The organism is Litchfieldia alkalitelluris (genome assembly GCF_002153425.1).
Taxonomy (GTDB): Bacteria; Bacillota; Bacilli; order Bacillales; family Salisediminibacteriaceae; genus Evansella; species Evansella alkalicola.
Map to the genome: position 1 here is coordinate 4631122 of NZ_KZ119600.1, position 12672 is coordinate 4643793.

Below are 12672 nucleotides of genomic sequence, written 5' to 3' on the forward strand. Positions count from 1 at the left end.
CTGTTTGCCATGGAAAAATTGGTAAACTGTCTTTAGCATCGGAGTTGATAACAAACCAGGCCTTAGTTCGAACACGAACTTTCGGAACCAGTGAAAAAGTCTAGTAATAATGGAGAAATAAGAAGTTTTTGACCTAAATATATACAAAACGAAAAATTCTTACTAAAACGATATAAATAATAGGAATTATGAACAATAAAAACCCCCTAAATGGTATAATAAGTGTGACCAAACACAAACCAAAGGGGGTTTTTACTATGCTTCGACATGAGCCAAAACAATTAAGCTTTCACTCTGAATTATACAATAAAATACCTGAAAATCATATGTTGAAAAAGGTATCAAAAGTAGTCGATTTTAGTTTTATCAATGATTTACTAGCTGATTCGTATTGTAAGAACTTTGGCCGTCCCGCTAAAGAACCAGAAATGATGTGTAAAATCCTTTTTCTACAACATCTTTATAACCTTTCTGATGAAAGAATGGAGACAGAGGGGAATCTTAATCTAGTATTTTTATATTTTCTAGGATTAAATCCAGAAGATAAATTACCAGATAAAAGTCTGTATTCAAAGTTTCGGACTCGTCGTGTTGGCGAAGAAACTTTGGACGAAATATTAGAAGAGACTGTTAGACAGTGTGTAGAACACGGTCTAATTGAAAGTGATGGAGTAAGTGTAGATGTAACTCATATTGAGGCAAACACGATTAAGAAAACACCTGAACGGATTATGAAACATTTAGCAAGAAAAATTATGAAAAATTACGAGGAAGAAGCAGGAGAAGTGTTAGAAGGGGCACCTGAGGTGCCAGATTATAAAGAAATAGAAGACCACAATGAAGCAAAAATGGTGATGAAAGACTACTTATTATCAGTGATAGACAAGGTTGAGGACTCAGCACAAACTCAAATTAGTAAAACATCAGACTCAATAAAAAAAGCAAAGGAGATTTTAGATGATCCAAAGTTTTTAAACCAAAAAGGTCTTCGTTCCCTAATTGATGAAGATGCGAGAGTTGGTCGTAAAAGTAGAACACAGAGTTTTTATGGGTATAAAACAGAGTTTACAATGACAACTAAAGAAAGAATCATCACTTCCGTTCGAACAGAAAGTGGTTCTTATATGGATGGTAATCATTTAAGCAGTATGCTAAAAGCAACAAAGAAGTCAGGTATTAACATAAAAGAAGTATTCGCAGATAAAGCTTATTTTAGAAAACCTCTCTTAGATGAACTGGAAGAACTAAAAATAACACCATACATACCTGTCAGCCCTCTTATTTACAGAATTGATGAAAGCAAGTATACCTATAATAAAGATGCAGATGAGTGGCAATGTTCTTATGGAAATGCAACTGAAAAAAAGAAATATTTCAAGACTAGCAATAAGAATGGGACATTTGAAGGATACAAATATTATTTTGAAATCAATCAATGCAAGACTTGTCCTTTACATGATGAGTGTGCTGGGAAAGCAGCAAGAAAAATTCTGAAACTCGGTAAAAATACAGCTGAGTTTTACGATATTTCTCAGTATCAAAAGACGGAAGAATTCATAGAGAAATATAAAGAGAGAGCTTCAATTGAAGGGAAGATTGGAGAAGTAAAGAGATTCAATGGCCTATACCGAGCTAGAGGATATGGGCGATTAAGTGTGTCCAAACAATCAAAATTAACTGCAATAGCAGCTAATATAAAGCGAATAGCAGCACTAGTATCCGAATAAAAGAGAGGAATACTAGTGCAGATACCCTCTGTTCTGCTATATATATGGTAAATGAAGAGGAATTCTCTTTCTGGCTCTAAAAAAAGTTAAAAAAGCTTAAATTGGTGAAAAATATAGTGACTTTATCACTGGTTCCGAACTTTCCTCTACGACCAATATTCACGTTCGATTCATGCCCTATCGAACGCGAACTTTCATCTACGACCTATTCTCGCGTTCGATAGATGGTAGTAGGCCAGCCGAATACCCCTCTTATAATCTATAAAGCTCCGTTCGCCTGTCACTAAAGATAGGAATCGTCTTTCGAACCTTCTCCACCTCGGACATATCTAAATCGCCATATAGAATTGTTTCGCTTTCATCTGCTTCCGCTACGATTTCACCCCACGGTCCCACGATGATAGAATGACCACCAAATTCATTATTCGGATCTGAACCAATACGATTACACGCTACTACATAGCATTGATTTTCAATTGCCCGACTAATGAGCAATGCTCGCCAATGATCAATTCTTGGCTTTGGCCATTCTGCTACGACAAACAATACCTTTGTGTCATCAAGCATGTGCGTCCTGACCCATTCTGGAAAACGAATGTCGTAGCAAATCACGCCTGCACACAGCTCACCATCCAATTGGAACAAACCATCACTGTTCCCCTCAATCAAATACTTTTCTTCGTTCATGAGTCGGAACAAATGGGCCTTACTATATTCCTTTATGAGTTCTCCGTTTCTGTTAAAAACAAGCATCGTATTTTTTACACCACTGTCTGTAGCCTTAGGGATAGAACCAGCAATAATATTGACCTGAAAGCTTTTTGCGAGTTTTCCAATAAACTCCACAGTTGTCTTTCCCTCGTTATCCGCTATCTCATTGAGTCGGGTAAGATCATAGCCAGTTGACCACAATTCAGGCAAAACAATGACGTCCACTTTTTTATCAGAAGTACAAATCATACGAATATTCTCTTCTACGGTCCGAAAGTTTGTATCAGGATCACCAAAGGCGATATGCATTTGAACTAAAGCTACTCTACTCATTTATCCCCACTCCTTTTTCCTGTTCACTTGAGATCTCTTTTACTATAAGTCTACCACGCTTGCGCCAAGACTGAACATCATAACAATCCTACCTCACACATAAGAGTATATTACATTAGGTTCGGACCTACTCCTCTATGTTAAAATGAAATTAGCCTATATTTGGAGTGATGATTCATGCGTTATTTTGAACCGTCTCACACGATAAAACAATTACCAGAGCAATTTTTTGCCAAGCTTGTTCAGAAAGTTCAGAAACTAACAAAGGAAGGTCACGATGTTATTAACCTTGGCCAGGGGAATCCAGATCTCCCTACTCCTCCACACATTGTAAAAGAGCTTCAACAAGCTGCGGAAAACCCTAAGCACCATAAATACGCTCCATTCCGCGGATACCCATTTCTGAAAAAAGCAGTCTGTGACTTTTACAAAAGGGAGTATGATGTGGAACTGGACCCTGAAAAAGAAGTGGCGGTCTTGTTTGGGGCAAAAACAGGCCTTGTGGAAATTAGCCAATGTCTTCTTAATCCAGGGGACACTGCTCTTGTGCCAGATCCAGGCTATCCAGATTATTGGTCAGGAATTGCCCTTGCTGGTGGAAAAATGGCGTTCATGCCGCTCTTAAAAGAGAATGAGTTCTTACCGGATTATTCGAAAGTAAATCAAGACACTTTATCAGCAGCAAAACTCATGTTTTTAAATTATCCAAATAACCCTACTGCTGCCACTGCAACAAAGGAATTCTTTGATTCTACTGTTGACCTTGCTAAAGAACATGATATTTGTGTCGTTCATGATTTTGCCTATGGATCCCTTGGTTATGACGATGAAAAACCAAGGAGCTTCTTGCAATCTCCAGGCGCAAAAGATATTGGTGTGGAAATGTATACTTTATCCAAAACCTATAACATGGCTGGGTGGCGCATCGCCTTTGCTGTAGGAAACCCGTCTGTCATCGAGCATCTTAACTTAATTCAAGACCATATGTATTGCAGTATTTTTGGCGCAATTCAGCAAGCAGCAGCGAAAGCACTCACTGATACGCAGGAGCCTGCCATTGAATTAAAGAACACATATGAGCGTCGTCGGGATATTTTTATCAAGGAATTGAACAATATTGGCTGGAAGGTAGATGCACCGAAGGGAACGTTTTTCTCTTGGCTACCTGTCCCTGAAGGTTACACTTCAGAAGAATTTAGTGATTTTCTTTTGGAAAAAGCTCACGTTATGACGGCACCAGGTAATGGCTTTGGTCCAACTGGGGAAGGCTATTTAAGAGTTGGGTTATTAGATGATGAGGAACGATTAATAGAAGCAGTACGTAGAATTGAAAAACTTGGAATTTTCCATCAAAAATAGTTTTCGAGAATTAAATAACTTAACTTAGGGTGCAGGGGGGATTAATGATGTATTAATGTCCCTGCACCTTAGTGAAAGAAAATACCGTAAATGGCTACACCTATAATAAATAAACTACAGGTTATTGCATTCAAAATATGCTCGTTCGTATGATTCTTATATCGATAGTCTACGATTGCTCTGATAACAAATATGGCTATGGCAGGCACAAAAACAAAAGGCTTGAGCCAGTGGATATCCTCTATAAAAGCAACCATAACTATAATAAAGCTAATAATGCGTAGGAGTGTATCTATGAATCCATGAATCTTATTAATTGGTGTATATTTAGTATCCTTTGGTTTTACAATTTGATATTTTTTGATTAAAAGCCTTTTTGCCACATGGTCAATAATTAGTATCGAAATAAATATAATAATGATGCTAAGCAAGGTACTTCCCTCCATCAATAAGTCCTTTTCAAAAAATAGCGCATTCAATAAAATGCACATTGTAGGTGAAAAACTCTAACTGAGTAGGTATTATTTGTTTTGTTCCTACGTTCCAACTGTAAATGTTTTTTTGTGAAGAAAAACCCTATAAAACTCGATTAAGAATAAGAGTTTTAAGACCAATAAAACACTCATTAAGATTTGTGCTATCTCAGGGAGTGGAATAAAAAAATTGCATACTCCTGCTACAACGAATGTAGTCATCATTCCTGAACACAGTATATTCAACCTTCTTGTATTAAAAATTCCACCAGTACCAATCTCCAAACCTCTAATAAGATAAGTAATAATTACAAATACCATAAACATACCTACAATGATAAACCCTAACCCCACTAACGATATTAGAGCCATGTAAGAGGACATTTCTATTGTCAAAGGTGAATTTCCAGATACATTCAATAAGAAAAAGATAATACTGTGAAATACCATGAAGATGACAAATGGTTGCACCTTCATAATCCTATGATATTTTCTCCCTATCTCTTTTACCCCAAAATAAATTGAAATATAGCCAATAATATTTGTTATGTAATATGCAACCCCAATATCTAAGAAACTTAAATTAGGTTTTAAAAATACAAAAAGTAGTCCAAATAAAATATTAACCATAAGTAACCTTGCCTCCTTTATTGGTTTAAATAGTATTTTTTACACTTAAGTTATTCAAAAAAAACGTTTACTGACAAGAGCATTGTCACCCCTTGCTACACTAAACCAACGATTAGCAGAATATTCACCTAAACTTACTTGGGTTTTCAACCCTTATTGATATAACCTCTCCACAGTTCAAACAAAACGTATAGATCTTAATAGAACCCATTGCAAGCTTCTTTTCTAATGGTTTAATCGGCATAAAATCAGTACCCTCTGAAAATTCAACGCCATTGCACTTTGGGCATTTAGTTTGATCCAACGACAATACCTCCTTTCCCTAACAATTTGTTTTAAGGAGTAATTCACCACTTTCTGACCGATCCTTTATACTTTATGAGTTTTGTATTTAATACGTTTTCGGAATTACTACCGCATTGCAAGCTTTTTCATAAAACTCAAGTGGACCTGCTTCTCCAATAACTGCATATTCATATCCTATTTGTTTCATTTCATTTAAACACATATGAAGCAAGGTATAGCCTATACCTTCTAATCTTTTTGTACGAGTAGTCCCCATTGGACCAAATAAACCCTTTTTATTTCGGACAACATCAAAGCAAGCAAAACCTAGGATTCTCTTATTATCTAAAGCAATAAAGATAGGAATATCTTCTTTTAAAAAGCCGTTTTCAATAGAGGCTAACCAGCCATCGCCAAACTCTTTTTGTATAAAGTTTTTTAAAACAATAGCGTCACTTTCCTCAGCTTGCCTAAAAGTTATATTGTCTAGTAGAATGTTTGGAAACGAATAACTCCTCAAAGAGACTATCATATCTCTCGGAAAAGAAACGATATTACGGATACGAAGCACATTTAATCCATCAATGACCAACTTTGTTGAATCGTCTTTGCTACTAATAATTGCATCAACTATATGTCCTTCATTTAAGTAAATCTGATTGTATCGTTTCATTAGGTTATTTGCATTTTCCATCACACGTTTAGTAGATAGAGCAATTTTTTTTGTATAAGGCTTATAACTTATCCCTTGTTTAACAGTACGATTTAAATCCTTAAATCGTTCTTCCAATATATTCCCCAGACCGGGATAGTTATTATTTAGCTCTGCACACACACTTGTCCTTTCCTTCAATAAACCCAAAAGTAAATGAACTGGATGCACAACTTCATTTGTCTTTTCCGCTTCTTTTTCTGCGTTTTTAATTATTCTTAAAGTACGTTCTGTTATTTTCAAGAGCTTTCACCCATTTCAATTTACTAATTAGGATTTTTAATAAAATGTTAATTGTACTATTCTTAAGTCAGTCACCCCTAGTTTAACACTTTTTTTCAATAATTTGACACCTAAAAATGAACTGCTAAATTGCAACTCAAACTTTTTTATCCCTCCTATTATTTACAACAATAATTATTTATAACGTACTGTTATTCATAAGTTCAGTAAAATTCTCCTCAATTATTTCGCTCTTACTTTCCAATAGAACAGATTGAAACGACTTGAATAAATCTTTTATCTCCTTATCGTTATTAATTAATTCTATCCTTTTATTATATTCCTCCTCACTTCTATATTTAGTAATCTCCATCCACTTTGTTCTATCCTCACTACTCCGTAAATAGGTAGTTTGAGAATCAATATACCTACCGTATATTCCACCAGCTTTTTCTTGTATGCTAAGATATTCTTCTATTTTATCTATTTTTATGTGATAAATATAAATTTTTACATACATCTTTTCACAACCCCTAAAATGATATTTAGATACTCTCCCCAATACTTAGTTATTGGACTCTAAAAAACACTTTTCTAATTCCTTAATCTTCTACTTTCGCAGAGCTTAATTCAGTACCTTTATTAATTCAATTTCATCTCTGATTGGAATGCCGTCATTGCCAATGAAGGGTATCTCTGGTTTTATCTTTCTAGCTTTCTCAACAGCATCGTTTATAATTTGGGACAATATAAAACCTCGTTTTTGATAAAACTTTAATGCTCGTAGATTATCATTTGTTGTAATTAGTTTAACGAGTTTGCACTTTCTATTAATAGCAAGGTTTTCTACCGCTTGAACTAAATGTGTACCTATACCTTTGCCTTCTTCAATACTATCTAACGAAATTATTTCGCATTCTTTTTCTTTGAAAATGTAAGTAATTAAGCCAATTATTTTATCTTCTTCATTTAAAATAATAAAACCATCTAATGTACTACAATCATAGATTCCACTTGATATAACCATTTTAGAACTTCCCCAATGCAGCTTAAAAAAAGCAGCAATTTTATCTTTTGTTATCTCCTCATTTGTATAGATGTTCATATTTATGACACCTCAGTTATTATAAAATCTACTTTGTTTTCAGCGAATTATATATGCTAACTATTTATCAAATCTAACTCCCATCTCTCTTCCATAAGTTCCTTATTAGAAAGCACTGGTGTTTGAATTGTCTTTAATTTGAACCCAAATCTCTCATAAATTCGTCTTGCTGATTTTAATTCACTATTAGTCCAGAGAATAATATTCTTATATCCAATTTCTTTACTAAAATTAATTGCTGTCTCAACTAATTTCTGTCCATACCCAGTACCTCGAACATTCGGTTCAACAAGAAATAAACCTAATTGTGCATTTGTATCATCAACTTTTTTAATACTTACGGATCCACTTTGTTTTTCATCAATCTCTAAGATGAATATGGTTTCGTCTGAGGCTGCACGCTCTATAAACCCACTCACACTTTCTTCTATAAAACATCGAAAAGATAAATCGTAACCAAATTCTTTATTGTATAGCTCGTAGTGGGAATTTACTATGTAACCTTTATCTTCTAATCTATATGTGCGTATCATATAGTCACCTCTTCAACAATTCTACCCTTTTAGTAACAAAGGTCAGGGTTTGCTCTTAGTTATGTGAAGTCTTTGTAAGAAAGATTTACAAAAGGAGTATCGCTTTCTATCCTTGCCCTCATAGTATTTAGTTTTTGCTTAGTTTTTTTGTTAATCTTTTGGTCTTCATTTAAGAATCTTTCAAAATAGATGTAAGAATAAATTTGCCTGTAATTTAAGAAAAAAGGCAGTTTGGCTAACCAATAGCTATCAAGGTTATTTTCTTTTGAATATCCATGTAAAAATGCCTTCATGAAAATAGTGGCAAATTCCAATCTTCTATGTGAATCCTCGTCAGAAATAGACTGAACTGCGTGGTACAAAACAATTGCGATATCATAAACAAACCAGTTGTATTCGCAATCTCCAAAATCAAAAAGAATAACTTCATTATTGTATAAGAAGAAATTACCTTGATGAAGGTCATTATGTATCATTCCATAGCCTTCAATATCCATTGGTAGTTGGTTAAGCATATTTATATATTTCTCCCACTTTACAACTACGCCTTCATATCCATTGCCGAAATATTCAGAAAATAGAGGGCCCATATCCCATTCTTGTCTTTTTATGCTTCTGTCTGAGGGTTGATATTGTTTCGATAAGAAATGTATTCTCCCCATTGTTTTTCCTAATTTATAGAATATGTCTTTATTCCAAGTATTCTTATCAGATGTGTTAATGAATGTACCTTTTGCTTTCTCAAAAGCTACAACACAATATTCTTCTCCATTATTTATCCTAATAACCTCTATAAGTCTATTGTTACTTGAATAAATTGGTGCAGTTACCTTAACTCCAGATTTAAATAGAAAGCTAATCCAATCTAACTCTGCAATAATGGAGTCTTTATTATACTTTGAACTCGGATAAAACTTTAATATAACTTTTTTGCTATTCCTAACACCTTCAAATACATTATTTGAGAATCCACCAATTAATTTTAATGAAGATACGTCAACATTAAATATCGTTACCCCTTTAGATAAAATAGTTTTGTCCATAAATCACCTTCCAAGAAGGTTTTCTACGTCTTTTCAGCAATTACAAAAACATAATCCCCTAAATAGCTACTATATTTTCTTAAAACACTTTCTACATTTTGCGTATCAATATCTTTCTTCAACTTATTACATCCTTCTTCCATTTCTTCCTGTGATGCAAGTTTTGCAAAAGTAGAAATCCCAGAGCGTACTTTTTCGTCTAAATACATTTTCGGTTCATACTTACCACTATAAAGGAAAAAATCTTCTAAATTAGGTTGTATTAAGAAAGTTTCAAAACCAACTATATTAAATCCAACTGTTTTTAATGTATCACTAACTTCTGTTAAATTTGGCATCTGATTTGCAGACATTTCAATAGCTTTTGGAAAATATTCTTTAAGCCAGTAATTGTTCATTTGTTCAGGAGATGAAGTAAAGATTACAAATCTACCTTTATCAATAACCCTGTATACTTCTTGAAAAGGAACCAATAGGTCATCGAAATGATGAATGGCTAACGTGCAGGTTCCTCCTTTATAGGTGTTACTCTCATAAGGGAGGTCTTTTACATTCCCCACTTCCCATTCTATTGTTTTTGACTTTTCTTTTGCTTTCGAAATCATTTCTTTAGAAACATCAATGCCAGTCATATTTAAACCTAATTTTTCTAAAGCAACGGTATAATTACCTGTGCCACAAGCAATATCAAGTATGTCACTTCTGTCAGATACTTGTAAATGATGTCGCAACCGCCTTGCAATTTCAGGATCAGCTTTTCGTGTAGTATCATAACCTAAACCAATCTCATCGTATAAAGCTGCCATTGCAGTTCCCCTCCATTTGTATACATCATCAATTTAGAATTAAATTCTTAGGCTGAACTAAATCCCTTTCAATCAAAACTTCCTCTTTTTTTGTCTTTTGTACTGGAAAGGAATTTGGTGGCTTATTTTCTTATACATTTCATTCCAAATACTGCTAAACTTACATCATCATGTACATTTCTATATAAAAAGTCTGCTTATCTCTTCTATATATTTTAACATAAATATCCAATTATTTAATTCTTTCACTGTAAAATTCACATAAGGGAGATAAGAATTATTACCTCCTTGTTTGAATTAATTTCTGAATTTATATGGGGAAATGCGGACTGAATTCCAAGACAACCTTTAAGTTAGTCCGCATTATCGAAAAATGCGGACTGAAGTCCCGTACAACCATGATGTTAGTCCGCATTATCAAGAAATGCGGACTGAAGTCCCGCACAACCTTGATGTTAGGCCGCATTATTCAAATATGCGGACTCAATTCCAGCACAACCTTGATGTTAGGCCGCATTATCAAGAAATGCGGACTCAATTCCAGAACAACCTTGATGTTAGGCCGCATTATCGGAAAATGCGGACTCAAATCCAGAACAACCTTGATGTTAGGCCGCATTATCGGAAAATGCGGTCTCAAATCCCGCACAACCTTGATGTTAGGCCGCATTATTCAAATATGCGGACTGACACCTGCGATAACCGTAGATCTATTCCGCATTATCGAGGAAATAGTTCATTCCCCTTTCCGTGAAAATGAAGACTCGATTCACTTCGTAACCTCAGTTCAGCCTCCATTCAGAACTTGAAGCTATTAAATTAAAAAACCACTATAAAAGCTACCGACTTATATTAAATCTAATCTTTAATACAAAAAACACATGTAATTTCTCCGAAATCGAAATCACATGTGTTTGGTTGCCAATATCTTGTTTGCAGCTATCAAGTAAACCTGAAAAAATCCTTTTACTTCTTTAACGTTTCTTTCCCTAGTTCAATTTGCTTTAATACTTGTTTCTGTCCTGTCCCACCGTAGCTATCACGAGCTGCTACCACATTATCAGGGGTTAAAACAGAGTAAATATCCTCTTCGAAAAGGGTGCTGAATTCCTTGTACTCTTCTAGTTTCAGATCCAATAAAAACTTTTTCTGATCAATCGCATGTAAAACAATTTTTCCAATAACCTCATGAGCATCTCGGAAAGGCAATCCCTTCGTTACAAGGTAATCTGCAATGTCTGTAGCATTAGAATAATCTTGGCTCGTTGCCTCACGCATTTTATCATGGTTGACTACCATCGTTTCCATCATTGGAGCTAGAAGCTTGAGGGAGCCTTCAATCGTTTCCACGGTATCAAACATTCCCTCTTTGTCTTCTTGCATATCTTTGTTGTATGCAAGAGGCAAGCCTTTCAACACTGTAAGTAGACCCATTAGATTTCCATAGACTCTTCCTGTTTTTGCGCGAAGAAGTTCAGGTACGTCTGGGTTCTTCTTCTGTGGCATGATGCTTGAGCCTGTACAGAAGGAATCATCAAGCTCAATAAACTGAAATTCCTGACTGCTCCAAATTACCAATTCTTCAGATAGTCGTGAGATATGCATCATCATGATGGAAGCCGTAGACAAAAACTCTAGTATAAAGTCGCGGTCACTTACTGCGTCCATACTATTAGGGTATACATGCTCAAAGCCTAGTAACTCAGCTGTACGCTCACGATTGATTGGAAAAGTCGTTCCTGCCAACGCACCTGCACCTAGAGGAAGCCAGTTTACACGCTCGAGGCTGTCCACCAGTCGCCCTTTGTCTCTCTCAAGCATCCAAAAGTATGCCATTAAATGATGGGCAAATGATACTGGCTGCGCTCGCTGCAGATGAGTATATCCTGGAATTAATGTATCAACATTCTTTTCTGCCTGTTCAAGAATTGCCCCTTGAACCGATTCAACAAGAGTGATAATTTCTTCCGTATGGTTTTTTAAATATAAGTGCATATCTGTTGCAACTTGGTCGTTTCTGCTTCGGCCAGTATGTAATTTGCCTCCAACTGGTCCAATTTCATCGATCAAAAACTTTTCTATATTCATGTGGATATCTTCGTTTGCTACAGAATATTCTAGCTCACTGTTCTCCAGCTTTTTGCCTACTTTTTGGAGTCCGTCAGCAATTGTTTCTGCATCTTCTGTGGAAATAATGCCTTGCTCTCCTAACATTTTCACATGTGCTAGACTTCCTTGGATATCTTCTTTTGCTAGCTTTTGATCGAAGGAGATGGAGGCTGTTAGTTCCTCCACTAGTTTATTTGTTTCTTTTGTAAATCGACCGCCCCAAAGCTTTGACATTTCCTTTTCCTCCCTTATTTCACTACGCATCCAAACTTTTTATTGGTTACTCTGAAATTACAAAAAATCATGTGTTGGTGTTCGTTACAGTCCATTCGCTTTCCGTGGGCGGCTGGTGAGCCTCCTCCAAATTCCGCCTAATAACTTGCCCACGTCCTGTGGGCAACGGCGTAATGTCGGCATCCTGCCTCCCACATCTGCGGGGTCTCACCCCTGCCTTTGATCCCACAGGAGTCTCATGGACTTACACTCACACCAACTTAGTTCTTAAAAATTTTCAACTTCCAGGTACACATTTTCAATTAACATGTTCATCCACCTTGAAAATAGGCATTTTGTAATTGAATTCGCTGCGGATTACTCGCTTTCCTCGGGCGGCTGGTGAGCCTT

The 12672-nt window shown here is 35.5% G+C and carries 13 protein-coding genes and 1 pseudogene; 2 read left to right on the forward strand and 12 right to left on the reverse strand.

Annotation, left to right across the window (positions count from 1 at the left end):
* Positions 1-257 precede the first annotated feature (257 nt).
* A pseudogene (locus tag BW724_RS21915) lies at positions 258-1721 on the forward strand (IS1182 family transposase); the annotation flags it as partial.
* 258 nt (positions 1722-1979) lie between these two features.
* Here the strand turns inward: BW724_RS21915 and BW724_RS21920 are convergent.
* A complete protein-coding gene (locus tag BW724_RS21920) occupies positions 1980-2771 on the reverse strand; it encodes a carbon-nitrogen family hydrolase (protein ID WP_088077191.1) in 792 nt (263 codons plus the stop codon).
* Positions 2772-2948: 177 nt separating this feature from the next.
* On the opposite strand from BW724_RS21920, the gene BW724_RS21925 reads away from it, so the two are divergent.
* Positions 2949-4130: a pyridoxal phosphate-dependent aminotransferase gene (locus BW724_RS21925; protein ID WP_088077192.1), complete on the forward strand. Its 1182-nt coding sequence runs from the start codon at positions 2949-2951 to the stop codon at positions 4128-4130.
* A gap of 68 nt (positions 4131-4198) precedes the next feature.
* On the opposite strand, the gene BW724_RS21930 is transcribed toward BW724_RS21925, so the two are convergent.
* From BW724_RS21930 to argH, 11 genes are all read right to left on the reverse strand, one after another.
* A complete protein-coding gene (locus BW724_RS21930) occupies positions 4199-4561 on the reverse strand; it encodes a DUF4181 domain-containing protein (protein ID WP_176371530.1) in 363 nt (120 codons plus the stop codon).
* A gap of 105 nt (positions 4562-4666) precedes the next feature.
* Positions 4667-5233, reverse strand: a complete 567-nt coding sequence (locus BW724_RS21935) for a hypothetical protein (protein ID WP_088077194.1) — start codon at positions 5231-5233, stop codon at positions 4667-4669.
* A 124-nt stretch (positions 5234-5357) separates the two neighbouring features.
* Positions 5358-5537 (reverse strand): hypothetical protein, encoded by a 180-nt coding sequence (locus BW724_RS21940; protein WP_205160378.1) that lies wholly within the window; start codon positions 5535-5537, stop codon positions 5358-5360.
* Positions 5538-5624: 87 nt separating this feature from the next.
* Entirely contained in the window at positions 5625-6473 is an 849-nt protein-coding gene (locus BW724_RS21945) for a GNAT family N-acetyltransferase (RefSeq protein WP_088077196.1), read from the reverse strand.
* A gap of 178 nt (positions 6474-6651) precedes the next feature.
* On the reverse strand, positions 6652-6972 hold the full coding sequence (locus tag BW724_RS21950) for a hypothetical protein (RefSeq protein ID WP_088077197.1): 321 nt from the start codon (positions 6970-6972) through the stop codon (positions 6652-6654).
* A 105-nt stretch (positions 6973-7077) separates the two neighbouring features.
* Positions 7078-7557, reverse strand: coding sequence for a GNAT family N-acetyltransferase (locus BW724_RS21955; protein WP_088077198.1), 480 nt, complete (start codon positions 7555-7557; stop codon positions 7078-7080).
* A gap of 56 nt (positions 7558-7613) precedes the next feature.
* A complete protein-coding gene (locus tag BW724_RS21960) occupies positions 7614-8090 on the reverse strand; it encodes a GNAT family N-acetyltransferase (RefSeq protein WP_088077199.1) in 477 nt (158 codons plus the stop codon).
* Between the two features lie 59 nt (positions 8091-8149).
* Positions 8150-9133 carry a phosphotransferase enzyme family protein gene (locus BW724_RS21965; protein ID WP_088077200.1) on the reverse strand — a complete coding sequence of 328 codons (984 nt, stop codon included), beginning with the start codon at positions 9131-9133 and terminating at the stop codon, positions 8150-8152.
* A gap of 23 nt (positions 9134-9156) precedes the next feature.
* Entirely contained in the window at positions 9157-9939 is a 783-nt protein-coding gene (locus BW724_RS21970) for a class I SAM-dependent methyltransferase (protein WP_088077201.1), read from the reverse strand.
* 469 nt (positions 9940-10408) lie between these two features.
* Positions 10409-10579, reverse strand: a complete 171-nt coding sequence (locus BW724_RS23905) for a hypothetical protein (RefSeq protein WP_176371531.1) — start codon at positions 10577-10579, stop codon at positions 10409-10411.
* A 326-nt stretch (positions 10580-10905) separates the two neighbouring features.
* The gene (argH, locus tag BW724_RS21975; protein WP_088077202.1) at positions 10906-12282 is read right to left on the reverse strand and encodes an argininosuccinate lyase; all 1377 of its coding nucleotides are present in this window, start codon (positions 12280-12282) and stop codon (positions 10906-10908) included.
* Between the last annotated feature and the right edge of the window lie 390 nt (positions 12283-12672).

Coding starts and splice junctions, on each gene's coding strand:
- BW724_RS21965 (WP_088077200.1), bottom strand. CDS start 9,133: ATGGACAAAACTATTTTATCTAAAGGGGTAACGATATTTAATGTTGAC.
- BW724_RS21960 (WP_088077199.1), bottom strand. CDS start 8,090: ATGATACGCACATATAGATTAGAAGATAAAGGTTACATAGTAAATTCC.
- BW724_RS21970 (WP_088077201.1), bottom strand. CDS start 9,939: ATGGCAGCTTTATACGATGAGATTGGTTTAGGTTATGATACTACACGA.
- BW724_RS21935 (WP_088077194.1), bottom strand. CDS start 5,233: ATGGTTAATATTTTATTTGGACTACTTTTTGTATTTTTAAAACCTAAT.
- BW724_RS21955 (WP_088077198.1), bottom strand. CDS start 7,557: ATGAACATCTATACAAATGAGGAGATAACAAAAGATAAAATTGCTGCT.
- argH (WP_088077202.1), bottom strand. CDS start 12,282: ATGTCAAAGCTTTGGGGCGGTCGATTTACAAAAGAAACAAATAAACTA.
- BW724_RS21925 (WP_088077192.1), top strand. CDS start 2,949: ATGCGTTATTTTGAACCGTCTCACACGATAAAACAATTACCAGAGCAA.
- BW724_RS21920 (WP_088077191.1), bottom strand. CDS start 2,771: ATGAGTAGAGTAGCTTTAGTTCAAATGCATATCGCCTTTGGTGATCCT.
- BW724_RS21950 (WP_088077197.1), bottom strand. CDS start 6,972: ATGTATGTAAAAATTTATATTTATCACATAAAAATAGATAAAATAGAA.